The 25,435-nt window shown below is 52.1% G+C and carries 19 protein-coding genes, 1 tRNA gene and 1 pseudogene; 6 read left to right on the top strand and 15 right to left on the bottom strand.

From position 1 onward, the window contains the following. Nucleotides 1-24 precede the first annotated feature (24 nt). Complete coding sequence (locus tag HZB62_02450) at nucleotides 25-402, bottom strand: UbiA family prenyltransferase (GenBank protein MBI5074020.1); 378 nt, start codon at nucleotides 400-402, stop codon at nucleotides 25-27. A gap of 17 nt (nucleotides 403-419) precedes the next feature. Here HZB62_02450 and HZB62_02445 point away from each other — a divergent pair, with 17 nt between their 5' ends. Next, on the top strand, nucleotides 420-932 hold the full coding sequence (locus HZB62_02445) for a nitroreductase family protein (protein ID MBI5074019.1): 513 nt from the start codon (nucleotides 420-422) through the stop codon (nucleotides 930-932). Beyond that, nucleotides 926-1,267 (top strand): ArsR family transcriptional regulator, encoded by a 342-nt coding sequence (locus HZB62_02440; GenBank protein MBI5074018.1) that lies wholly within the window; start codon nucleotides 926-928, stop codon nucleotides 1,265-1,267. Before HZB62_02445 ends, HZB62_02440 begins: the two co-directional genes overlap by 7 nt. 56 nt (nucleotides 1,268-1,323) lie before the next feature. Here the strand turns inward: HZB62_02440 and HZB62_02435 are convergent. The 5 genes and pseudogenes from HZB62_02435 to HZB62_02415 all read right to left on the bottom strand — a co-directional run bounded on the left by HZB62_02435 (nucleotide 1,324) and on the right by HZB62_02415 (nucleotide 7,022). Beyond that, nucleotides 1,324-1,991, bottom strand: a pseudogene (locus HZB62_02435) (hypothetical protein). 1,195 nt (nucleotides 1,992-3,186) lie between these two features. Beyond that, nucleotides 3,187-3,717: a DUF2238 domain-containing protein gene (locus HZB62_02430; GenBank protein MBI5074017.1), complete on the bottom strand. Its 531-nt coding sequence runs from the start codon at nucleotides 3,715-3,717 to the stop codon at nucleotides 3,187-3,189. 86 nt (nucleotides 3,718-3,803) lie between these two features. Then, nucleotides 3,804-5,354: a radical SAM protein gene (locus tag HZB62_02425; GenBank protein MBI5074016.1), complete on the bottom strand. Its 1,551-nt coding sequence runs from the start codon at nucleotides 5,352-5,354 to the stop codon at nucleotides 3,804-3,806. Continuing rightward, entirely contained in the window at nucleotides 5,351-6,778 is a 1,428-nt protein-coding gene (locus HZB62_02420) for an FAD-dependent oxidoreductase (protein MBI5074015.1), read from the bottom strand. Before HZB62_02420 ends, HZB62_02425 begins: the two co-directional genes overlap by 4 nt. 4 nt (nucleotides 6,779-6,782) lie before the next feature. Next, a complete protein-coding gene (locus tag HZB62_02415) occupies nucleotides 6,783-7,022 on the bottom strand; it encodes a hypothetical protein (protein ID MBI5074014.1) in 240 nt (79 codons plus the stop codon). A gap of 168 nt (nucleotides 7,023-7,190) precedes the next feature. Between HZB62_02415 and HZB62_02410 the strand changes: the two genes are divergently transcribed. From HZB62_02410 to HZB62_02400, 3 genes are all read left to right on the top strand, one after another. Next, on the top strand, nucleotides 7,191-7,598 hold the full coding sequence (locus HZB62_02410; protein MBI5074013.1) for a hypothetical protein: 408 nt from the start codon (nucleotides 7,191-7,193) through the stop codon (nucleotides 7,596-7,598). Nucleotides 7,599-7,729: 131 nt separating this feature from the next. Continuing rightward, nucleotides 7,730-7,819, top strand: a tRNA-Ser gene (locus tag HZB62_02405). Between the two features lie 28 nt (nucleotides 7,820-7,847). Next, nucleotides 7,848-9,113: a site-specific DNA-methyltransferase gene (locus tag HZB62_02400; protein MBI5074012.1), complete on the top strand. Its 1,266-nt coding sequence runs from the start codon at nucleotides 7,848-7,850 to the stop codon at nucleotides 9,111-9,113. A 187-nt stretch (nucleotides 9,114-9,300) separates the two neighbouring features. Here the strand turns inward: HZB62_02400 and HZB62_02395 are convergent, their stop codons facing one another. The 8 genes from HZB62_02395 to HZB62_02360 all read right to left on the bottom strand — a co-directional run bounded on the left by HZB62_02395 (nucleotide 9,301) and on the right by HZB62_02360 (nucleotide 23,112). Beyond that, nucleotides 9,301-11,199, bottom strand: a complete 1,899-nt coding sequence (locus HZB62_02395; protein MBI5074011.1) for a propionyl-CoA synthetase — start codon at nucleotides 11,197-11,199, stop codon at nucleotides 9,301-9,303. A 54-nt stretch (nucleotides 11,200-11,253) separates the two neighbouring features. Continuing rightward, complete coding sequence (gene acnA / locus HZB62_02390) at nucleotides 11,254-13,950, bottom strand: aconitate hydratase AcnA (GenBank protein MBI5074010.1); 2,697 nt, start codon at nucleotides 13,948-13,950, stop codon at nucleotides 11,254-11,256. Between the two features lie 36 nt (nucleotides 13,951-13,986). Then, nucleotides 13,987-15,438, bottom strand: coding sequence for a bifunctional 2-methylcitrate dehydratase/aconitate hydratase (locus HZB62_02385; protein MBI5074009.1), 1,452 nt, complete (start codon nucleotides 15,436-15,438; stop codon nucleotides 13,987-13,989). A gap of 103 nt (nucleotides 15,439-15,541) precedes the next feature. Further along, complete coding sequence (gene prpC, locus HZB62_02380) at nucleotides 15,542-16,702, bottom strand: 2-methylcitrate synthase (protein ID MBI5074008.1); 1,161 nt, start codon at nucleotides 16,700-16,702, stop codon at nucleotides 15,542-15,544. Continuing rightward, on the bottom strand, nucleotides 16,699-17,589 hold the full coding sequence (gene prpB, locus HZB62_02375; GenBank protein MBI5074007.1) for a methylisocitrate lyase: 891 nt from the start codon (nucleotides 17,587-17,589) through the stop codon (nucleotides 16,699-16,701). The genes prpC and prpB overlap by 4 nt, the downstream gene beginning before the upstream one ends. Nucleotides 17,590-17,884: 295 nt before the next feature. Then, a complete protein-coding gene (locus HZB62_02370; GenBank protein ID MBI5074006.1) occupies nucleotides 17,885-20,728 on the bottom strand; it encodes a PAS domain S-box protein in 2,844 nt (947 codons plus the stop codon). A gap of 174 nt (nucleotides 20,729-20,902) precedes the next feature. Next, nucleotides 20,903-22,618, bottom strand: a complete 1,716-nt coding sequence (locus HZB62_02365; protein MBI5074005.1) for a sigma-54-dependent transcriptional regulator — start codon at nucleotides 22,616-22,618, stop codon at nucleotides 20,903-20,905. Between the two features lie 41 nt (nucleotides 22,619-22,659). Next, entirely contained in the window at nucleotides 22,660-23,112 is a 453-nt protein-coding gene (locus tag HZB62_02360) for a nucleoside deaminase (protein ID MBI5074004.1), read from the bottom strand. A 146-nt stretch (nucleotides 23,113-23,258) separates the two neighbouring features. Between HZB62_02360 and HZB62_02355 the strand changes: the two genes are divergently transcribed. Next, nucleotides 23,259-23,699: a host attachment protein gene (locus HZB62_02355; protein MBI5074003.1), complete on the top strand. Its 441-nt coding sequence runs from the start codon at nucleotides 23,259-23,261 to the stop codon at nucleotides 23,697-23,699. A 140-nt stretch (nucleotides 23,700-23,839) separates the two neighbouring features. Here HZB62_02355 and HZB62_02350 read toward each other — a convergent pair whose 3' ends face one another. Then, the gene (locus HZB62_02350) at nucleotides 23,840-25,435 is read right to left on the bottom strand and encodes a hypothetical protein (GenBank protein MBI5074002.1); all 1,596 of its coding nucleotides are present in this window, start codon (nucleotides 25,433-25,435) and stop codon (nucleotides 23,840-23,842) included.

Genomic DNA, 25,435 nt, shown 5'->3' with positions numbered 1-25,435 from the left:
AATACGCTTAGTATTATAAGCCGCCTAACTCCAGCGTTTATAAATATTGTGGTCAATGCCCATGGCATGTCTGTCAAATTCAATGTCCTGAAGCGCATAGAGTACATCAAACCCCGCAAGCCAGAATATCACTGCAGCGGCAAGAGGAATGACCGCAGGATCAAAGGTCCCTGTAACAGCTATCCAGGAGCCAAGCGGCGCCGCAGAGCCTGCTACTTTACGCGCTTCCTCCGATAAGTTCCGAAGATCGGCCAGGCGTTTATAGGTTTCATAATAAGATAAAGAGGGTAATCCTTTGCTATACTGAAGGAGACTATATTTTGTGAAATCCCTCCTAACCTCCCTTTGCCAAAGGGAGGAATATCCCCTTTCTGACAAAGAGGGGCGAGGGGAGATTTTCACGCATCAGGAGGCTTATGATGGACGCTATGCAGGCCTTATTTTCACGCAGAAGCATACGTAAATATACAACAGATCAGGTCTCTGAACAGACCATTCAGGAGATTCTTGAGGCTGCCATGAGCGCACCTTCTGCAGGCAACCAACAGCCCTGGCATTTTGTGGTTATTGATGACAGGAAACTGCTTGACCGCGTGCCTGATCTTCATCCCCACGCACTCATGTGCAGAGAGGCCCAAACTGCGATCCTGGTATGCGGAGATCCTTCCCTTGAAAAGCATGTAGGGTACTGGGTGCAGGACTGCGCTGCCGCTACGGAGAACCTTCTTCTGTCAGTCCATGCGCTTGGACTCGGAGGCGTATGGCTCGGTATTTACCCGCGAAGTGAGCGTGTCATAGGGGTCCGCAAACTTTTTGCTGTCCCTGAGCACGTAATACCCTTTGCCTTGATACCCTTCGGTCATCCTGCAGAACAGAAACCAGCCCGGCCCGACCGGTACAATGAGACGAGAATACATAGAAATACGTGGTAAAAAAGCAGAAACCTAAGGAACCCTTTGTCCCTGCTGAACGGCACGAGACGATCAGAAAGGATATTTTGTCTCTGCTGCTGGAGCGCACACTCTCGGCAAAGGAGATATCGGCAGAGGTTCATATCTCAGAGAAGGACGTGTACGAACACCTTGAACATATCGGGCGTTCAACACATAAAACCGGCCATCACCTTACAGTCATACCGGCTGAATGCAGCAAGTGCGGCTTTGTTTTTATCAAACGGGAGCGGCTCAAGAAACCGGGCAGATGCCCCATCTGTCACGGAGAGAAGATACAGGAGCCGTTGTTTGTAATAAGAGAGGCTGAAATTTGACAGACAGTTTCAGGTACAATATCCCTCTCCTTATACAGCGCCTCTGAATGTGGGAATTAATAAACTGGATCCGACTGGAGGATCGCCCCGTAACTACCAACGGCTACGAATGTACCGTTGCCATAGGTCACGCCGGAGAGAGAATAAATAGTTCCTGAAGTTCTTGAAGTCCAGGTTATACCGTCAGCAGATGTCAGGATCGTCCCACCGCCAACGGCTACGAATATACCATTGCAATAGGTCACTCCATAGAGATAATTATAATTACCTGAAGTCCTTAAAGTCCAGGCTATACCGTCAGCAGATGTCAGGATCGTCCCAAACTCACCAACGGCTACGAATATACCATTGCCATAGGTCACTCCAAGGGGATCAGCATTTATCCCTGGGCGATACCGTCAGCAGATGTCAGAATCGTCCCATTAGAACCAACGGCCACGAATATGCCATTGCCATAGGTCACTCCATAGAGATACGTAGAAGTGCCTGAAGTCCTTAAAGTCCAGGTTATACCGTCAGCAGATGTCAGGATTTCGGATACGAATGTCGAGTTTAGTCCATCAAAAGATCTACCAACGGCTACGAATATGCCGTTGCCATAGGTCACTCCATAGAGCTGCGTAGAAGTGCCTGAAGTCCTTAAAGTCCAGGCGATACCGTCAGCAGATGTCAGAATCGTCCCATTAGAACCAACGGCCACGAATATGCCATTGCCATAGGTCACGTCAAGGAGAGTGTTAGTAGTGACTGAAGTTCCTAAAGCCCAGGTTATTCCATCAGCAGATGTCAGGATCCACCCATAATCACCAACGGCTACGAATATGCCATTGCCATAGATCACTCCATGGAGATAATTATCAGCGCCGGCGATACCGTCAGCAGATGTCAGAATCGTCCCATTAGAACCAACGGCCACGAATATGCCATTGCCATAGGTCACTCCATAGAGATACGTAGAAGTGCCTGAAGTCCTTAAAGTCCAGGTTATACCGTCAGCAGATGTCAGAATCCTGCCAACCATATCAGTAACACCAACGGCTACAAATATGCCATTGCCATAGGTCACTCCATAGAGCGCGTCAGGGACAGAGATAGTAGTGGCGGCAGTTACAGAAGGCTTTGAAGTCCAGACTATACCATCAACAGATGTCAGGATCGTCCCATTAGAACCAACGGCTACGAATATGCCATTGCCATAGGTCACTCCTCTGAGATAATCAGTAGTTCCTGAAGTCCTTGAACTCCAGGTTTTCCCGTCAGCTGATGTCAGGATCCACCCATAATCACCAACGGCTACGAATATGCCATTGCCATAGGTCACTCCATAGAGCCAATTATCAGTGCCTGAAGTTCCTGAATTCCAGGTTATTCCGTCAGCTGATGTCAGGATCGTCCCATTAGCGCCAACGGCTACGAATATGCCATTGCCATAGGTCACTCCTCTGAGATAATCAGTAGTTCCTGAAGTCCTTGAACTCCAGGTTTTCCCGTCAGCAGATGTCACAATCGTCCCACTACCACCAACGGCGACGAATATGCCGTTGCCATAGGCCAATCCCGAGAGCGGATTACCTTGAGGCAAAGGGTTTCTCCAGTGCCAGGTATCGAGTGCATCAGTACGGGAAACTGGAGGTTGCTCAGAAATAGGAGGCTGTTCAGAAACCGGCGATTGTTCAGGTGTATCGGATCCTCCGCCGCAGCCGGTGAAAAGAAATAAAGAAATGAATAGCGCTATAATCGACAGCAGCTTAATAGGTTTCCAGATTCGCATTTTCCCCTCCAATTCCGCCCATATGAGATCTGATTGCCTCATCTTAATTTAGATGACAAGTCGTGTCAATAATTATGTTCTGCATTTGTGAGCATTAGTCCTGTATGAGTTATTGCAGTTCTCTTACATCGCAGTTCTGATCAATGCGTTATGCCTGTATAGATCTGCCAAGCTCCCTGTCGTGGAGCCTGCTGAGGACTACTTGTGCAGTTATGGCCCCTATCAATGCAAGAAACATATCCCACTGCGTGTCCCAGGCATCTCCCTGCGTGCCGAGAAAGGCGTCAGCCCCCTGCCCCAGTATCAAGGCCGACCACCATTCGATCAGCTCATAAAGAGCGCTGAAAGAAAGACAGATGCATACAACAAGAAAAAAGAGCCACTTCCCCGGCCTGAGCGGCGATCTTCTGATCAGGACCTCACGGGCCAGGATCGCCGGCACAAAGCCCTGCATAAAGTGTCCTATTCTGTCGTAGTGATTCCTGCTGAAATGAAAGAGATCCTGCATCCAGAACCCCAGAGGAACGTTTGCATAGGTATAATGGCCGCCGAGCATAAGGACCAGACTATGGAGAAAAATGAGCCGGTAGAGCAGCGGCGTCAGCGGAAACTGCCCGAATGTCCTGACCGCGAGCGGGATACCGATCAGGACAGGGGCAACTTCGAGAACCCATGTCATTCTGTCCGCAGGATTCAGGCCGGTGATGAAAAGCCCGCCAACTGCAATGGCAAGGAGCACGAGAGGTTCTCTGCTGTCTGTCTGCTTCACTCCTGAGCAGCCTGCCCTGCAGAACCCTGCTTCTTACGGCTGAAGAGATCGTCCTTTGTCCAGAGGTGGAAGAGGCTTCTGAGGCTCTTGAGAGCGATCATGAGCTCATGAGGATTTCTCAATTCAAGCAGTCTCTTAAATAGAAATGAGGGGCGGGAATAAAATCGCTTGAATGCAAGCTGGCGGAGCTTCAGGATCTCTTCCCGGGACATGGTGAAAGGGATGAATGCAGCCCCCTGATAGGTAAAGTCGGAAAGTTCGTCTGACATAGCACCGTATTGTTCGAGATTGTCATAGAGCTCTGTGCCGGGAAAAGGTGTTATAGCATGAAAGTTTGCAATGTCAGGATTCAGATCAAGAGCAAATTCAATGGTCTGAAGACCCTCTTCAAAGGTTTCTCCCGGAATGCCGAACATGAAAGGCGTGCTCACCCTGATGCCAACTTCCTGTGCCGCCTTCACTGCCTTGCGTATCTGATCAAGGGTCGTGCCCTTCCTGATGGTATTCAGGTTCTTCTGGACCCCGCTCTCTGCGCCAAAAAGAATGGCCCAGCAGCCTGCATCCCTGAATGCCTGAAGCAGCGGCTTATCCACCTGGTTCACGCAGGCAGAGGCGAACCAGGTAAAATCAAGCCCTCGTCTTTTTATCTCACGCGCGATCTGCATGGCCCTGTCATAGTCAGCAGCAAGCGTGTCATCAATAAACTTGATCTCTCTATATCCCATGGCAAGGCAATGCTCGATCTCTTTCAGCACATTGTCAACACTGCGAAAGCGGATGCCGTGCTCCCGATGGCGGTCTATCTGAAAGCAGTAGATGCATTTCCGGTTGCAGCCGCGCGAGGTCATAAGCACTGCTACCGGCTTTCTCTTATACGTGGCCGGCGGAGGGATGTAGAGCATTGAATCACCGAGGAGATCACGCGCCGGGAACGGCAGCCCATCAAGATCCTCCATAAGCGGCCGGGGAGGATTCTTAACGATCACTCCTTTTTCACGATATACGACGCCGGCAACACCTTGAAGTCCCATGCCAGATTCAAGCCGCTGCATTATCTCAAGACAGGTCAGCTCTCCCTCGCCAGTAACGATAGCGTCAAAGAGATCGCCCGCATCGTCAAGGCACTTCTCCTGCAGTGCTATCGGGTAAGGCCCGCCGGCGCAGATAAAGACATCACCAAATCCCCCCTTCCCCCCTTTACTAAAGGGGGGCGAGGGGGGATTATTCTTGCCATTTGAGTTTACTTGTCTATTTGAAAGTTCCAGAATTCGCCGTATATCTTCCGCTGTCCTCTTTGCCTTATTCCAGCCAAAGGTAGTGGAATAGATGCCTACAAATGCGGGATTGAAAGAGCTGATCTCGGCCAGAAGCTGCTCATGCTTCGTAAATGCACCGTTAACAAAGATAACCTCATGGCCTGCTTCTCTCAGCACAGCGGCAACATAAAGAGTTCCGAGAGGCTGCCAGTAGTTGATCTGGGATGCCGCAGTCTTTGAGGAAAAGATCTCTTCCGGAATCCAGGACGGGATGACCAGAGCGCATCTCATCCTTCGCAGCCCGCCAACAGAACATCATCTTCTGCGGCCACTCCTGAAGCCATTCCCCTGTTGATAAGCGTCTCTGCAGCTCTGATACCTGACTCAATGGCATGGTCCATGTTGTAATAGCGGAACATGCCTGACCTCCCTGCAATATGAAGATTTTTGAACTGTCCGAGATATGCATACAGCTCTTCGCAGAGCTCTCGGTACCCCACTTCAAAAAGCGGATATGCCTTTGGAACGCGAACGACCACGCTGTCACAGACATCACTGCTTTTCAGGAAACCGAGCGTTTCAAGATGATCGAGCGTCACCTCCACAAGGTGCTCATCCGTATCACTCCATATCCTGTCGCCTTTAAAACTGAAATATTCGATCACCAGCAGGGTCTTTCCCTCAGGCGCCATCATATCAGACCAGTTCGTCGGCTCGTGAATTCTGCCAAAGGGGATCTTCTCTTCCGGTATATAGATCCACGTCTGATCCGTAACCCGTTTCTTGTCCACCATAAGCGCAACAACAACAAGATCCCGAAACCTGAGCCTGGCTGCGGCGTCAAGGATATGCTGCGGCGGCGCGGGGCAGAGCATATTGATGACCTGTGTCAGGGGCAGACTCGATATGAACTGCCTGCCGGTTATGACATCAGTATGCTCCTGATGCCTCACAACAATGCCGCTGATCTCGTTTTGGTCGTGGTGGATAGCCTCGACCCTGGTATCAAGAAGAACGCTATTGACGACTTCGATCTCATCTTTAAGTCTTTCAGATATCCTGCCGATACCGAGCTTCGGATAGAAGAACTCATCAACAAGGGTCGGGATCTTCTTTCCGCTGACCCTGAAGAAGGCATTTTTCAGGGCCTTCGCAAGAGAAAGACCGTTTATCCGGCGGTCAACCCATTCAGCGCTGATCCTGCTGCAATCGATACCCCAGACCTTTTCGCTGTACACCTTAAAATAAATATCGAACATGGTGCGGCCGAAGTTTCTTATCACCCAATCCTCAAGGGAAACGCATTTATTCTGACTGATCAGTCCCCTGCATTTTTCAAGACCGAAATCAGCGAGGATCCTGAGACTGGTCAATATGCCGAGACCGAAAAAAGCGTTTGCGGGTCTGAGGGGATAGTCAAGAAACTTGTCCCGCATGAAGATCTTGCTCGAACGCGAGACCGTGATCAGTTCGTCCTGCATAAGGTCACGGACAAAACGATTCAACCCTTCATCGGTCGTAAAGAACCGGTGCCCCCCAAGGTCAAACCTGTACCCGTTGTGCTGTATGGTCCTTGAAAGGCCGCCTACAGCAGCATCGGCCTCGACCACCTTAACGCCGTACCCGGCACGGGCAAGAACAGAGCCGGCCGACAGACCCGTAAGGCCTGCGCCCAGGACCACAACACACTCATTCTTCTGCAGCGGAGCGCTCATTGATCTACCCGTGGCACCCGCATGACGCGCCGATAACAGTAATCCTGTAATAGCCGTCCTCATGATAGAGTGCTGTCTTGAAGCCGGTCATGGAAGCAAAGGCCCTTATCTCGCCGGCATCCTTCTTGTCACGGACCAGAATCTCAAGAGGGTCTGTCTCATTATCATGAGAAGAAAAAAGCTCTTTCAGCTGCTTCAGGGCGTCAGCCAAGTCTTTTGCTCTTGCATCGATGATCATAATCATATTTTACCGTTTGTCCGGAACGTAATACCAGAAATCCTCCTGCATGTTCAGCGCCGCCATCCTGACTCATCAGTTCATGGGCCATGCCGTGCGCAGCTTCTTGTTGTTTCTTTCAGGCTCACGGTAGAATATGAAATCAGCATTATCTCTATCGCAAAGGGGTCACTAATGACAGATAGCATGAAACCATCGCTCAGCTACACAATCGTCTGCGACGATGTCAGGCAGGAACAGGGGGGCAAGATCAGCCTGATGGGACTTTTTGAAAACATCTATGCAATCAGTTTTCCGGTCCTGCACCCCAGACTTGCCCTGATGTCAGAATGGACTGACGGCAGAGGGGAATTCGAAGTAATGACAAGACTCCTGTCCCCTGACAGGAAGACCACGCTCAGGGAAACCGTCTCCCGCATTACGATGAGCGATGCCCATCACAAACACCGCGATATCTCCCTGCATCTGAATATTGAATTTTCAGCGCCAGGCACCTACTGGATAGAACACTATCTCGACAGGGAGCTTGTAAGCTCAATGCCCTTGACCGTGATCCAGGTAAAAGAACAGGCTTTCCACTGACAGGACAATACGGAGTTTCTGCCTTTCGCATTACAGTATTAAGACGTTAAGGCCGGAAAAGATTGCGGACCGCAGCTTATTTCTCTGCCCGGTTTCAATTGCAAATACGTTTACGGTAAAATAGTCCCTTCGGAGAGGTGGCTGAGCGGTTGAAGGCGGCGGTCTCGAAAATCGTTATGGGGGCAACTCCATCGGGGGTTCGAATCCCCCCCTCTCCGCCAGTTATCTCTTTATGATAGGACTGACCGCATGAGCAGCACAAAAGCCAATACAAAGACTGTTTCAGCATTTTTGAGTCAGTTCACCAATAGGTCAGGTTCTGCTCCACTCCAACAGAATTCAGCGAGACCGCATATACGGACAGTTTGTCTTCATGGGCATCAGATACCGCAGTATATCAACGAATTCTGGACTGCAAAACAGCGGCAGGCATCTTCAATTCACGAGATATCGTACAGGGCATGCTTCAAGCCGCAGTTGCCTGCCTTTTTCATCGACCTTCTGACGAACAAGAACGATTTTGTTTACGATCCTTTCAGCGGGAGAGGCACGACCGTCATCGAGGCAGGAATTCTTTCGCGCAGAATCATCTCGAATGATATAAATCCGCTTAATCAGATACTGGCAATGCCACGTTTCTTTGTTCCCCGTATTGAGGATATCGCGGAACGCCTGAATCAGATCAAATTCAGGAAGCGGATCAAGTCTGACCTAAATCTATCGATGTTCTATCATCCTGATACGCTGACAGAGATCCTGTCTCTCAAGCAGTATCTGCTCAAAAGAAAAGAAGACGGATCTGAAGACATGACAGACAGATGGATCCGCATGGTTGCCACGAACCGCTTGACCGGCCACTCCTCAGGCTTTTTCTCTGTGTACACGTTTCCGCCCAATCAGGCAATCACACGGCATGAACAGGTCAGGATCAATAAACAACGACAACAGACGCCGGAATACAGAGATGTAAAAGCGATAATCCTGAAAAAAACGAGAACCCTGCTCAAAAATGTAACGGAAGAACAGAAGAACTCCCTGAACAAGGCAGGGAACACTGCGTTATTTTTGACGAAAGATGCCGCCGCAACACCTGAGATAGGATCAAAAACCGTTCAGTTGACCGTGACGTCGCCGCCCTTTCTGGACATCGTCACCTATTCAAAGGACAACTGGCTCAGGTGCTGGTTTAATGGCATGGATGCTGAAAGGATCGCAGACGGGATCTCCACGCCGAAATCAATAACAGAGTGGTCAATAATCATGGGCAGGGTCTTTCATGAACTGTATCGCATCACCAGGCAGGACGGATGGGTAGCCTTTGAAGTGGGTGAGGTAAGAAAGGGCACCATCAGACTCGATGAATATGTGGTGCCCCTCGGCATCGATGCAGGCTTCTCCTGCGAAGGGATCGTTATCAATATGCAGGAATTTACCAAGACCTCAAATATCTGGGGTGTCAGCAATAATACCGACGGCACCAATACCAACCGCATTGTTCTTTTTCACAAAAGATAGATAACATTAAGGTTGTTTTTATCCCTCTTGCTACTAAGTTCATAGGTAAACCGACACTTCAAAAATCTCCCCTCACCCCTCTTTGCCAAAGAGGGGTATGATACCTCCCTTTGGCAAAGGCTTGTCCCCGGATGGGGAGAGGATAGGAGGGATTTAATAAGCAAATGTCTTCATACTTACAACCATCTTATTTCTTGTTTGCATACCCCGCTTTTCTGAGCGTTTCCTCTATTTCACCAAGAACTGCAGGGTCCTCGATGGTCGATGGCATTGAATACGGCTCACCATCTGCTATTTTTCTCATCGTGCCTCTTAAAATTTTTCCCGACCGGGTCTTCGGCAGCCTTCCGACCACTGCAGCTTCGTTAAAGCAGGCAATGGGGCCAATCTTTTCGCGTATCATGCCTACGAGTCCTTTTTTCATAACGCTGTCATCTGTCTTGACACCGGATTTCAGGACCACAAGGCCGAACGGGACCTGCCCCTTCAGCGAATCATGAACACCAAAGACTGCGCATTCTGCAACATCCGGGTGCTGGGAAATGATCTCTTCCATCTCACCGGTCGAAAGACGATGGCCTGCTACATTGATCACATCATCAACGCGGCCCATGATAAAGACATACCCGTCCTCATCCCTGAACCCGCCGTCACTCGTGAAATAGTAACCGGGATATACCTTGGTATATGACTGTAGGAATCTCTCATCAGCCTGCCAAAGTGTAGGCAGCGTGCCCGGAGGCAGGGGCAGTTTGACGACGACAAGACCCTCCTCGGTCGGGCCGAGAACCTTGCCGCTGGGGTCGAGTATCTGGACATCGAATCCCGGAACAGGCTTGGTCGACGAACCGGGCTTAAGAGGAAATTGTTCTATACCCATACAGTTAGCGGTGATCGGCCACCCAGTCTCTGTCTGCCACCAGTGGTCAACCACTGGCCGGTGAAGAAGGTTGTGTGCCCAGTGATACGTATCAGGATCGAGCCGCTCACCGGCAAGGAAAAGATATTTAAAATTAGACAGATCATATTTTTTCAGATATTCACCCTGGGGATCGTCCCTCTTTATCGCCCGGAATGCAGTCGGCGCAGTGAAAAGGGTCTTCACCCCGTGTTCCGAGATGACGCGCCAGAATGCTCCCGGATCAGGGGTACCGACCGGCTTTCCCTCATAAAGTATTGTGGTACATCCAGCCAGGAGCGGGGCATACACGATATAAGAGTGGCCGACTACCCAGCCCACATCAGAGGCTGCCCAGTAAACCTCACCCGGTTTTGTATCATAGATATTTTCCATGCTCCACCGCAGAGCAACGGCATGGCCGCCGTTGTCGCGCACAATGCCTTTTGGCTTGCCGGTGGTTCCCGAGGTATAGAGGATATAGAGCGGGTCAGTCGCCATGACCGGCACGCAGTCCGCCGGTTCTGCCTTTGCCGCTATCTCGTCCCAGTCAAAATCACGCCCCGGGATAAGCTCGGCAGTAACCTGGGGACGTTGGAAGATCACGCATTTTTCCGGCTTATATTCAGCCAGTTCAATGGCCTTATTCAGCATCGATTTATACTCGATGATCTTCTTTACCTCTATGCCGCAGGATGCGGAGATGATGACCCGGGGCTTTGCGTCATCAATGCGTATCGCAAGCTCGTGAGGAGCAAAACCTCCAAATACCACCGAATGAATAGCCCCCAGACGCGCACAGGCAAGCATTGCGATGGCTGCCTGCGGGATCATCGGCATATAGATAATGACCGTATCGCCCTTGGTGACTCCCATAGTTTTTAGAGCACCGGCAAACCGTGAAACCTGATCAAGAAGTTCCCGATACGTGAACTTCTGTATTGCACCAGTTACCGGACTGTCATAGATGATCGCCGTCTGGTCTGCGCGGCCGCCTTCAACATGACGATCAACAGCGTTGTAGCAGGTGTTCATCTGCCCACCGGTAAACCAGCGATAGAACGGCTTGTTCGAATCGTCCAGCACCTTATCCCATTTTTTATACCATGAGATCCCCTCTGCTGCCTCACCCCAGAAACCCTCGGGGTCCTCAATGCTCTTTCTGAATAGCTCCTCGTACCTGCCCATCGTAAGCCTCCTGTCTTATATTTTACTTATAGCTTTATAATAACGACAAATACCTTACTTTGCCAATAGTTCCCTGAGTACATAGGGAAGAATGCCTCCATGCCTGAAGTAATCAGCCTCTATGGGGGTATCGATACGGGATAAGACCATAATGTTCTGCACTGAGCCATCCGCCCTCCTGATGGTAAGTCCAATCTCCTGCTGCGGACGAAGGTCATCCAGTCCTGTGATATCAAACTGCTCGTCTCCTCTGAGAGAGAGCGAGGAAACAGAATCTTCAGTCCTGAACTGCAGCGGCAGCACGCCCATGCCGACAAGATTGGAGCGGTGAATGCGTTCGAAGCTCTTTGCAATAACAGCCCTCACGCCAAGAAGCTGCGTGCCCTTGGCTGCCCAGTCCCTTGAAGAACCCGTGCCATATTCCTCGCCGGCAAAGACAACCGTCGGAATATCCTGCGCTGAATAACTCATTGCAGCGTCATAGATGCTCATCATTTCACCGGACGGCTGAAACAGAGTATATCCTCCCTCAGGACGGCTCCCGTCTTCCCCGGCCGACAGCATAAGATTCCTTATGCGCACGTTTGCAAAGGCGCCGCGTATCATCACGTGGTGATTTCCCCGCCGGGTGCCGTAGCTCTGAAAGTCGCCCTTCCCTACACCCTGCTCCATGAGATACCTGCCTGCAGGGGAATCGGCCCTGATCGAACCTGCAGGACTGATATGGTCGGTCGTGACAGAATCCCCGAAGATGGCAAGCACACGTGCATGCCTAATATCGGTCACAGCGCCGGGCTGCATGGCAAAGTCGTCAAAGAAAGGCGGTTCCGCAATGTACGTGGAGGACGGCCAGTTATAGACCTCTTCAGAAACAGCTGCTACGTTGTTCCATAGTTCGTGATCTTTTGTAACGTCAGAGTATAAGCGTCGAAAGACCTCCGGATCTCCGGCATACTTCATCACCGCAGCCACTTCTTCATTGCCCGGCCATACGTCCTTCAGATACACAGGCAGGCCGTCGCTCCCGATGCCGAGAGGATCTCTCTCCATATTTTTGATCACCGTACCCGCAAGGGCAAAGGCCACCACAAGAGGCGGACTCATCAGAAAATTGGCGCGCAGATTGGCATGAATGCGGGCCTCGAAATTCCGGTTGCCGGAAAGTACCGCTGCACAGACAAGATCGTTCTTCACAATGGTCTCTTCTATCCCCTGATCCAGCGGTCCTGCATTGCCGATACAGGTGGTGCAGCCGTATGCAGCAACAGAAAAGCCCAGCGTTTCAAGATAGGACAGGAGACCGGCCCTCTTCAGATAATCGGCAACAACCCTCGATCCGGGCGCAAGAGAGGTCTTGATATGTTTCCTTATGGTCAGACCCTTCTCAACAGCCTTTTTCGCAAGGAGGCCTGCGGCAAGCAGGACCGCCGGATTAGAGGTGTTCGTACAGGACGTGATCGCAGCAATGATCACATCACCGGAACCGACCTCCTTGCGGTCCTTTGTCCTGAAGCGTTTTGGCAGATCATCGCTTTTTTTGGCAAAACCGCTCTCCTCTGCCGGCCTGCTGAACAGTTCAGTAAACCTGCTGCCGAGATCAGGAAGTTCGATGCGCTCCTGCGGACGTCTCGGTCCTGCTACAGACGGCCTGACACCAGAGAGATCGATCTCGATCACCTTCGAATAATCGATCGCTCCGGGCTTCGGCATCCCGAACATTTCCTGCGCCCTGAAATATGCCTCGAATGCAGATACTTCTTCGTCAGTGCGTCCGCTCGACCTGAAAAAAGCAATGGTCTGTTCATCCACAGGGAAGAAGCCGATCGTTGCGCCGTATTCCGGAGCCATGTTGGCAACAGTAGCACGGTCAGGGAGCGCAAGAGATGAAGCGCCCTCACCGAAAAATTCGACGAACTTTCCGACAACCTTTTCCCTGCGGAGCATCTCTGTTATGGTCAGAGCGAGATCCGTTGCAGTCACCCCTTCGCACAGCCTTCCTCTGAGCCGGACTCCGACAACATCCGGCGTGAGGAAATAGACCGGCTGGCCTAACATGCCGGCCTCTGCCTCTATGCCGCCGACTCCCCAGCCGACCACGCCGATGCTGTTGATCATGGTGGTGTGGCTGTCTGTGCCGACAAGGGTATCAGGGTAATACAGATCATCCTTCCGGTGAACGCCGCGCGCGAGATATTCGAGATTCACCTGATGCACAATACCTATGCCGGGCGGGATCACCTTGAAGGTCTTAAAGGCATTCATGCCCCATTTCAGAAACTGATACCGCTCCTTGTTGCGTTCGAACTCAAGCGTCATGTTCTTCCGTAGAGCAGATGTCTCGCCGTAGTGGTCCACCTGCACAGAATGGTCCACCACAAGATCGACCTGCACAAGAGGCTCGATAATGCCCGGGTCCTTACCCTCGCGCAGGGCCACGCCGCGCATGGCAGCCATGTCGCAGAGCAGGGGCACGCCGGTAAAGTCCTGCAATATGATCCTCGCCGCAACAAAAGGGACCTCTTCCGTGCGGCCTGCATCAGGCTTCCATCCGGCAAGCTGCTTCACATGATCTTCAGTTATCTTCTTTTCATCATAGTTCCTGAGCACAGATTCGAGAAGGATGCGGATCGAGACCGGAAGGCGGGAGATGTTATCGAGACCTGCCTCTGCAAGAGCAGGAAGGGAATAGATCTTCCCTGTCCTGCCCATGCCGGGATCGAATTCCCTGAGCGTATTGAAAAGGTTATGCATACTGCTTCACTGCTTCAGCAAACCTTGTGCAGATCCTCATATCACAAACATATCAACATATTCATTCACCGGCATCCCTTCAAGTCTTGACTGATCAAGAGAGACGTCAAGTATCGCCTTCTGCTGTTTTGACGGGAAACGGCGGTTGAGATTGGTCCTGAACTTCTCGACAAGTACCGGCATGCCTTCTTTACGGCGGCGGCAATGGCCGATCGGATATTCGATGACGATCTCCGACAGCTGTGTACCATCATGCATTTCCACGGTGATGGCATTGGCGATCGAGCGCTTATCCGGGTCATGATAGTCCTTCGTGAACTGAGGATCCTCCAGGCAGGTGATCTTCTCACGCAGCGCATCAATTCTCGGATCTGCGGCAATGCTGTCCTCATAGTCCGCAGCAGTAAGTCGTCCGAAGATCAAAGGCACGGCCACCATGTACTGTATGCAATGGTCGCGGTCAGCAGGGTTGCTGAGAGGGCCCTTCTTGTCGATGATGCGTATGGCTGCCTCATGCGTGCGGATCGATATCTTTTTTATATCGTCTGTGGTCCGGCCGATCTCCTTCAAATTGGCATGGAGCGCCATGGCGCATTCCACAGCGGTCTGGGAATGGAACTCTGCCGGGAAGGATATCTTGAAGAGGATCTGCTCCATGACATACGAGCCGTACGGCCGCTGGAATTTGAACTCATTGCCTCTGAAGAGCGCATCGTAGAAACCCCAGCCCCTGGCAGTAAGCACACCGGGGATGCCCATCTCGCCCTTCATCGTAAAGAGGGCAAGACGCACAGCCCTGCTGGTTGCATCGCCTGCGGCCCAGGACTTGCGCGAGCCGGTGTTCGGCGCATGCCTGTACGTCCTGAGGGACTGGCCGTCAACAAAGGCCTGCGATACTGCATTGATGATCTCTTCCCTGCTGCCGCCCATCAGTCTTGCGCATACAGCAGCAGAAGCGACCTTCACCAATACCACATGGTCAAGACCTACGCGGTTAAAGGCGTTCTCAAGCGCGATCACCCCCTGAATCTCATGGGCCTTGATCATTGCGGTCAGCACGTCGCGCATGGTCAGAGGCTTCTTCCCTGCACTGACCGCTTTGCGCGAAAGATGATCGGCAACGGCAAGTATGCCGCCGAGGTTATCAGAAGGATGGCCCCATTCCGCAGCAAGCCACGTGTCGTTGAAGTCGAGCCAGCGCACCATGGCGCCGATATTAAATGCTGCCTGCACAGGGTCAAGCTGGAACTGTGTACCCGGGACCCGCGCCCCGTCAGGCACGATCGTGCCCGGAACGATAGGACCGAGCAGCTTGGTACATGCAGGATAGCCCAAGGCCTCAAGACCGCAGCCAAGCGTATCGATGAGACAGTACCGCGCTGTCTCAAATGCCTCATCAGACGTAATTTCATAGCTGCAGACGTAATCAGCAATGTCGGCCAGGACCTTGTCCGGTTCCGGACGGATATTCGATATAGGTGAGCTCATAGTGTCCCTCTTATCTTTCACTGAATTTATTCTGAAAAGCGGTGCTCTGCGGGGCGCAGTGAACGCAGGAGCTCCCTGCGTCCACCCGTTGCCTCGGGTACTGTTATCTTTTTTCTATCGGCAGGTACGTCCGGTCCTCCATTCCGATATAGTTCGCGGAAGGCCGGATGATCTTGTTGTCCAGCCGCTGTTCAATAACATGAGCACCCCATCCGGTGGTCCTGGATATGACAAATATCGGCGTGAACATCAGGATCGGCACGCCCATCATATGATAGGAGACCGCAGAATACCAGTCGAGGTTCGGGAACATGTTCTTTTCCCTTTTCATGACAGCCTCGATACGGTCTGCCACCTGGTGAAGATTCATGTTATCTCCGTCTTTGCAGAGCTTGCGCGCGATCTCCTTGATGATCGGATTTCTCGGATCGCTCACCGTATAAACAGGATGGCCGAAACCGATAACGATCTCTTTGTTCGCAACGCGGGCCCGGATATCCGCCTCAGCCTCCTCAGGAGTGCGGTAACGCCTCTGGATCTCGATGGCTACCTCGTTGGCACCGCCGTGTTTCGGCCCGCGCAGCGCGCCGATCGCACCGGTAATGGCCGAGTGCACGTCTGAAAGCGTTCCGGTGATGACCCGCGCCGCAAAGGTGGAGGCGGTATATTCATGCTCGGCATACAGTATGAGCGACTGGTCAAGAGATTTTTCATGAAGCGGTGAAGGCTTTCTGCCGTGCAGCAGATGCAGAAAATGGCCTGCAACCGTGTCATCGTCCGTCTCTACATCGATCCTGCGGCCGTTCTGGCTGTAATGCCACCAGTACAAGAGCATCGATCCAAAGGATGCGACCAGGCGGTCGATAATGTCGCGCGACCCCTGCATATTACGGTCCTCCTTTTCAGGAAGGATTGTACCGATCACCGAACAGCCTGTCCTGAGAACATCCATCGGATGTGCCGCAGCAGGGATATGCTCCAGCACAGTCTTCAATTCTGCCGGCAGTCCGCGCAGGCTCTTCATCTTCTTCTTATAGTCCTTGAGTTCCGATACGGTCGGCAGCTCCCCATGCACAAGGAGATAAGCAACCTCCTCAAAAGTGGACTGCATCGCCAGTTCCACGATATCGTATCCGCGGTAATGCAGGTCATTGCCGGTACGCCCGACCGTGCAGACAGCAGTATTACCTGCGCATACGCCAGAGAGTGCGACCGATTTCTTTGCCCTTGGTGCTGCTGTTTCTACTGCCTCTGCTGCGCTCATTGCTTCTCCTCCCGGGAAAATATTTTATCAAGCTTCTGCTCAAACGAATGGTAGTCGAGATAATCATATAATTCTTCGCGTGTCTGCATGATCGGTAATGTGCTCTTCTGTGTTCCGTCCCGGCGGATCGCATCGTACACGGAAAGCGCTGCCCTGCTCATTGCCCTGAAAGCCGAAAGCGGATAGAGCACAAGGGAAACATCAGCCTTACGCAGTTCCTCAACCGTGTAGAGCCCGGTGGAGCCGAACTCGGTGATATTCGCCAGGACCGGAACTTTCACGGCCTTTACGAACTCCTTATACATCGCGAGTTCTGTCATTGCCTCGGGAAAGATCATATCTGCTCCCGCTTCCACACATGCGCAGGCCCGGTCTATCGCTGACTGAAGACCCTCGACCGCAAGGGCGTCAGTCCTCGCCATGATCACGAAATCAGGATCGGTCTTCGCATCGACCGCGGCCTTGATGCGATCCACCATCTCGTCCCTGCTCACAATCGCCTTGCCTGGCCGGTGTCCGCAGCGTTTTGCCTGGACCTGGTCCTCGATGTGAACTGCAGCAGCTCCGCATTTGATCATGGAACGGATTGTTCGGCCGATATTGAAGGCACCGCCCCATCCGGTATCGATATCCACAAGGACCGGCAGATCAGAAATATCAGTAATACGGCGGAGGTCGGTAAGCACATCATCCATGGTACTGATGCCGAGATCAGGGACACCAAGAGAACTGGCAGCTACACCGCCGCCGGACAGATAAAGAGCCTTAAATCCTGTTCGCTCTGCCAGACGGGCTGCATAGGCGTTGACCGCCCCGACAACCTGAAGCGGCCTCTCCTCTTCAACCGCTGCCCTGAACTTTGCGCCCTGTGATGCCGGTCTTGACATTGAACATTCCTCCGTAAACATAGTGATCACTCCTCAAAAATATCGCACAAGAGGAATGTTATTCCATTCTATGAGAAAAAACCTGGTTCATCAATGCAATTCTGTATCACAATGATGATTGCAATCTTTATTCCATAATATGTATTTCAAGAAAGATATACAGCAAAATACAATAACTGCCTGTTATTATTTTATTTTATTAATAGGGCAAATGAATTCACCAAATCAATAAACTGCAATATTTTGCTTTATTGCAGTTTATTGCATGCAATATCATGCCATATTGCCACGACAACTAAGTTTCGCCAGACTCTTCCTCATCGAGGATCTTCAGAAAACAGTCGACCACAGCAGGGTCAAACTCTGTATCAGCCCTCAACTGAATATATTCCCTCACCCTCGAAAGGGACCAGGCCTCGCGGTAAGGGCGGGCCGAGAGAAGCGCGTCCCAGACGTCCACAACCGAGAATATGCGGGCAGAAAGCGGGATCTGCACGCCCTTTAGGCCCCTTGGGTATCCTGTACCGTCCCATTTTTCGTGGTGACAGTAAGGGATGTCGAGTGAAGGTCGGAGAAACGGGATCGGAGACAGAAGGCGGTACGCATAATCAGGATGCCGCTGCATAATGACCCGTTCATCATCGCTCAGCCTGCCGGGTTTGAGCAATATTGCATCGGAAATGCCTATCTTGCCGATATCGTGGAGGAGCGCCCCCCGCCTTACATGCACGATCTCCCGCTCATCAAGACCCATCTTCCGGGCAAAACGCACGGTCATGTCGGCTACCCGTGCAGTATGCCCCATGGTATCTTCGTCCCTGAACTCAAGGGTGCGTCCCCATCCCTCCAGCGTTGCGTCATACGAGAGGGTAAGCTCCATGTTCGAGCGCTGCAGACTGTCATACATGGAAGCATTATCAATGGCTATCGCTGCCTGGGCTGAAATAAGTTCCAGATAACCCAGCCATTCATTCGTCGGATCAAAACGCTCCCTCTGGAATATCTCAAGGACACCTTTGATCTTGCCCTGAGATATCAGCGGAACCCCAATATAAGATTTGAACCCCTCATCCCTGAGTGAATGCGTGAGCGTGTCGCCGAGATCGGTGATGATAAGCGTCCGCCGCTCCATAGCAGCCCGACCCGCATGCCCCATGCCTAAGCGGGGGCTTATCTTGCGGATGGCCGGTGTCTTGAAGCCAAGAGCTGCTGCACAGCTGAGATAGAGCGTGTCCTGATCGAGCAGCATGACATCCGCCGCATCGACCCTTAATTGCGAGGTCAGCCGGTCAAGCAGAATGTTGAGGGTCCCCCTCATGTCCAGACTTGAGCTGATAGCCATCCCGATATCACTCAGTGCGGTCATGAACTTCAGTTGCCGCTCAAGTGACTCCTCATCCCGCTTTCGATCCGTGATATCCCGCGTTATGCCTAAAAGCGCGATGATCTCGTCGTCTTCGTTGCGGAGCGGCACTGCATGCGTATCGAGCCAGAGTTGCCGCCCCTTGAATCCGGTCGCGATGAATTGCAGCTTTCCGCTTCGTCCCTGGAATACTTCCTCTGTCAGCCGCCTGAAGGGTTCACGGAACTCAGCATTGACCAGCGCAGCTATACTATGCCCTTTTACCGCATCGAGGGATTCCGCGTCCAGCATCGCAAGTCCGGCCGGATTCATCATGATGAGCTCTCCGTCGCGGGACAGAAGCTTTACACACTCGGGTTCTGACTCAACAATCGTCCTCAGCAGTTTCTCGCGGTCCCGCAGGGCGGCCTCTGCCTCTTTCCGTTTCGAAATATCGTAATTGCTTCCGCGCACACCGAGGTGCCTGCCCTGCTCATCGCATATCGGCTGGCAGACGTGGGACATCCAGCGAACAGCCCCGTCACGGCTGACAATGCGGAACTGGATCTCGCCGGCAGTCGCCTGCTTCTGGGCCAATCTCTGATGCTCTGCCACACGCTCCCGGTCTTCAGGGTGCACGATGTTCAGCAACAGCGCCGGATCAGAAGCAAATTCTTCCGGCAGGTACCCGGTTATCCTTCTGCACGACGGCGATGTATAGATATAGCTGCCATCAGGAGCCATCCAGAACTCCCAGGCATAGGCATTGTCCGCTACAATGCGGTATTTGGCCTCGGCATCGTGCAGTTCCTTCTCTGCCTTTTTGCGCTGGGTTATATCCTTTGCATAGTGCACCGATGCGGACAGCTCGCCTTTCGCACCGAAGATCGGAAATACCGTAACCGCGTGGTGAGTGTCGGTACGTGCCTCATAGACCTCCTCTGTATGGACATTATGATCCCTCAGCAGCTGACTGTGAGGACATTCGGGGATCGGCTCTTCAGTGCAGTGGACATGCCGGTAACAGGTCAGTCCGACAGCCTTATCCGGCGCTATGCCAAGCCATTCACCCATCGCCCTGTTTATCCTGCGCATGCGGAACTGAGGATCGAGTATCATGATAGGATCAGTCACTGCGTTAAAGGTATTCTCCCACTCCCGCCTTGCCATATCCCGTTCCCGCAGGTTCCTTACCGCACTGCCCAGTGCGGCCCCTATAAGCCCGAGGAGTCCTGCCACTACCGCAAAGAGGACTGCATACGCCTGAGACATGACCCTTTTGAGATTGCTGATCCTGCCTGAAACATCATAATAGATCTCAAAGGCCCCGCTGAAAACACCTGCTTTCATAAGCGGCACGTAGGTCTCTGCCACATCGATCCCGGATGTCTCGCCTTCAAGCGTGATCGCCTGCTGTCTCGCTATTTTGACATAGACCTTTCCCCTGGCCACCGTATTTCTGAAGAAGTCCTCGCTGTTTATGCGGCCAAGGTACGCGGGGTCTGTGGCGTAGATAACCTCACCGGCAGCTGAATAGACCTTAACCCTCATGATCTTGAAATCTTTTCGTATCTTTTCCACTTCGGCAGGGAAGTCGTCCGGGAAAAAACCGCGGCCAGGCGTAACATTGTCCCGGAGAAGCATGGAAGCAAGATGAGAGGCAACACTGAGTGCCTCCTCCTGGGCGTTCTTCTCAATAAGGCCTGTGACCGCAGGTGAAATAACGAGCACAATATATACCGGCAGGGCTAATACGGCAATGATCGCAAGGACAGCTATGACCGGTACAGGCTTCATGACCACCCAATCCTTAAGCTTTAAGATTCCCTATAATTACAAATAGCACTTTTTGGCTGATAGGTCAATGTGTATCTTCTGAATCAACCGGGCATCTTAAATCCGGCAATGGGGGTGGCAATACATTAGCGACGGAGAAGATCCGGCAAGAGTTCAGAGCCGTATCTGAAGCGGTCAGCCGAGGCCGTACTTCTTTATTTTGTAGTAGAGATTTCTGAGGGCTGTATCAAGCAGTACAGCAGCCTTCTGACGGCTGCCCCCGGCCTCTGATAATGCCCGTATGATGGCAGTTCTTTCTGCTGCAGAGACCGCCTGATCGAGGGTCCTCAGACTGCCCTGCTCCGCAGTAAAGAAGGCCTGATTGATCTTCTCACAGCCGAGCAGCGGAAGATGTTCGCTCTCGATCACCTTTTCGTTCAGTCTCATGTTGATCATCGCCCTGCCGATCACATTTTCGAGTTCCCGCACGTTTCCCGGCCAGTTATAGCTCAGGAGGACTTCCATCGCATCGTCAGAGATCGTCTGCACTTCTCTTCCATAGCTCTGGTTCAGCTTGAATATAATATGTTCTGCCAGCACAGGGATATCTGCCTTAATTTCCCTGAGCGGGGGGATCTGTATCGGAAGAACGTTCAGGCGATAATAGAGGTCTTCCCGGAAGCTGCCATCTTTTACGTTCAGCTCAAGATTGGCATTTGTTGCTGCAATGACGCGAAGATCGATCGGCAGGGGAACTGCACTGCCGACCCTTGTCACCTCTTTTTCCTGCAGAACCCGGAGCAGCTTTTTCTGGAGCGCAAGACTTATCTCGCCGATCTCATCGAGGAATATCGTTCCTCTGCTCGCCTCTTCGAACAGGCCCCGCTTCCCGCCCTTTATTGCGCCGGTGAATGCGCCCTCTTCATACCCGAAGAGCTCACTTTCGAGAAGGTTCTCAGACAGGGCTGCGCAGTTGATACGGACGAACTGCCCTTTCCTTCTGCTGCTTGCATTATGGATCGCATGGGCGAAAAGTTCCTTGCCTGTGCCGCTCTCTCCCCGCAGAAGCACGGTAGCAGGAGTCTCTGCCGCCCTTTTTGCCTGTTCCTTTGCCAGTTCAATGGCCGGGCTCTTACCGATAATATCGTCCCAGGTGTACCGCGCCTTCAGCTGCCGTATCAGTTTTTTTGCATGGGCAAGCTCTTCCGTAAGGGCGATGACCTCTGAAATATCCCGGATAACGCCAACACTGCCCCGGATCTCCCCGTCGATATAGACCGGCGCGACATTGACGATGACTTCTTTTTTTGCCGGTCCGACCCGCATATGAACATTCTTCACAGGCTTTCCGGTCTTGAGCACCTGCATATGCATGCTCTCACCCTCGGCAATATCGACGGTCGCATGCTTGCCGATCACCGCTTCAGGCGGAAGCCCGGTTATACGGGTATATGCAGGATTAACGATGATATTGTTCCCGCTCCCGTCAGCAACGGAGATCGCATCTGATGTCGAGTCAAGAACCGCCTCGAGCAGACTCCGCACATTCCAGAGATCGCTTATCGTGGTCGAAAGCTTCTTTATCTCGGTAATATCGCGGAAGACCGCGACCGCTCCCCGCACACTGCCATCGGCATCGCGCACCGGAACTCTGTTCGTAATGATCACCGTATTGCCCAGGTTCTGCTCCTGCCCGATCTCCGCCATGCCTTCGGCAAGCACGATATGAAGGCGGGTGTTCGGTATCACATCGACCGCCGGCCTGCCGATAATGTCCTGTGCGCTGAGGCCGGTTATCCTTTCGGCAGCCTTGTTGAACAGGGTGACCAGACCGTCACTCTTCACCGCTATCATGCCGTCAGAGGCAGCGTCAAAGATGATCTCTATTTCGCTTTTGGCGGGTTGTTCCATAGTCGTGCTTATTGTATCACGAGAAGGCGAAGCGAAGAAAACTACCTGCGGTCTTTAAAAAAACGCTGAAGCAATGCGGCGGATTCGGTCTCGAGAACTCCTGAAACGACCTCAACCTGATGATTGAGCCGGTCGTCGGTCAAAAGGTGATATACACTGTCCACGCCGCCCGCTTTGCCGTCTTTACAGCCATAGACAAGGCGGGAGATCCGTGCATTAATGATCGCGCCCGAACACATGATGCAGGGTTCTTTTGTGACGTACAGGGTAGCGTTAAGAAGACGCCAGGAGTCTGATACGCCGGTTGCTGCACGGAGAGCAAGGATCTCCGCATGCGCAGAAGGGTCCCTGGTCGTTTCTCTCAGATTATGCGCCCGGCCGATGATCTCCCCCCCGCGTATGACGAGCGCGCCGACAGGCACCTCTCCCTTATCAAATGCATGAACCGCCTCTTCAAGGGCCATTCTCATATACGTGAGATCATCACTCTGCATTGGGTAATAATAGCACAGGTTTCTGCATGCTAAAAAAATAAGACAGCAGGTATGCCTGACATTGCTACTTAGTTTGACGATCTGATTTTCATCTTTGCGTCTCTGCAGGATACTGCTATACTATAAGTAAAAAAGGAGGAACAATCATGAATAAAGTCATCATCGCTGTTGATCTGGGACATTTCAAGGCGTACAAGGTAACCAAACAGGACCATGAAAGCCCCAAAATCCAGCTTATCGAAAGCTATGATTCGATCGAGGCCCATGGCAAGTTGAGCGACAAACTGAGTGATACATCCGGTCGTTTCGCTATGGGAGGCGGGAAGAACGGGGCGGCAAAGGGATACGGAGAGCCCCACAATATAGAACTTGAAATGGAAAAAAAGGCTGCAAAGCTTATTTCGAATGACATAAACGCGATCATCAAAAAAGAGGGATCGCCCAGGTGGTATCTTGCGGCAAGCAAGATGATCAACAGCCAGATCCTTGATCATCTTGATGCTGCGGTAAAGGCAAAGCTCGACAAGAACATTATGTTCAATTTGACGAAGACCGACAAATCAGACATTATGAAACACTTTGAATAATAGTTATTAACATACTGATTTTAAATAGGAAAGACATGTTATTTTGCATGTCTTTCGAAGGCATATCTGATTACATCTAAGGCCTGCGTAATCGTTATGCTCCAGTCTCCTTTGCCGGGGTTACTCTCAACGACCCTGTGTCAGGGATGGGGCTGAGTTGTTTCCTTCGCCACGTCGTGAGCGACTTTGTCCCCCCGAAGCCGCAAAAAAGTGGGCTGCCTCATAAGTCCTTCACCGGTCCAGCCCTGGAAAGCAACCTCGCAGACCAGCTGCGGTCTCACCCAGATGACCGGCGCAACCGTCTCAGGAGTGACCCGAAAGGGGCATTCTGTCTGGATCAGAGGCTCCAGTTGTTCGCTGATGTTCTTTAAAACCTTCATCGGGAAACCGCCGCCGGAATGACCGATGTAATTCAACTCATCCCCCTCGAAAACGCCCAGGACAAGGGAGCCAAAATATTTTCGACTTCCTGCGGGCTTTGTGAATCCGGCTATCACCGCCTCTTGGGTAAGCCGCGTCTTGATCTTCAGCCATTGCCTGCTCCTCATGTTGGTCCGGTAAACGCTTGCGGCATCTTTCGCCATGATGCCCTCGAGTCCCTTCTCTTTCGCAGCCTTGAAAAACAGTCTGCCTTCCTTCGTTACATGCTCGCTGAACCGCAGTTCCGGGGCAATCGGCAGCACCTGCTTCAGAATCTTCTTTCTGCTGAGCAGCGGAAGGGCTGTGAGATCATGACCATGGAAATGCAGGAGGTCAAAGACATAGTAGATCAGATGTCCGCGCCCTGCTTTCTTGTACCCCTGCAGCATCTCGAAATCGGGCCGGCCCTGATCATCCACCACAACGATCTCGCCGTCAAGGACAGCATCATCCCGGAAGGTCTGGAGCGCTTTGACGATAAGACCAAATTTCCGGTCCAGCGAAATCAGGTTGCGGGAATAAAGCGCAACATCGCCGTCTCTGATCTCTGCTATGGCCCGGTACCCGTCCCACTTCACCTCAAATATCCAGTCAGGATGGTCAAAGGGCTCTTTGGCAGTAGTCGCAAGCATTGGCTGCACTGCATGAGGCATCGGCCTTAGCGGGGCATCTCTCAGTTCACCACCTTCTATAGCCGCGCGAAGGCTGATCCGTGAGCTCTGTTCATCAGAAGTCTTTTTCGGAGCGGCTACGGCAATCTCCTTGATGGTCCTGCCAGAGACCACAGAGCGGTCCTCTCTGAGGATCTCTTCGTTGGTCCCGAAACGGTCTTTCTTTTTCAAAAGCAGCCAGGAATTCTCACCCTGCCGCGTCTTTACCAGTGCGAATTCCCCACGGAGCTTTTCGCCCTCCAGGACAAACTTCAAATCTCCTTTTCTTAACCCGTCCCGAAGAAGCCGGCTGCTCTCCTTCCGGTCTTTTGCAGAGGGGTGGTGATAGAAACCCCTATCCCAGATGATGACGCTTCCAGCGCCATAATTGCCCACCGGTATAATGCCCTCGAAGTCTTTGTACTCAAACGGATGATCTTCAACCATCACCGCAAGCCGTCTGACGGATGAGTCGAGTGAAGGCCCCTTGGGTACGGCCCAGCTTTTTAGTACCCCATCGAGTTCAAGCCTGAGATCATAATGGAGGGCCCGGGCCGCATGTTTATGCACAACAAAAATAAGATCGCCCGGAAGGGCATGGGTCACCGTGTCCGGTTCAGGAGTTTTTTTAAAATCCCGCTTTGATCTGTAATCCTTCAGTCCCAT

The sequence above is a fragment of the Nitrospirota bacterium genome, from assembly GCA_016214855.1.
GTDB lineage: Bacteria > Nitrospirota > Thermodesulfovibrionia > Thermodesulfovibrionales > UBA6898 > UBA6898.
This window is presented reverse-complemented; position numbering and strand designations above follow the sequence as displayed.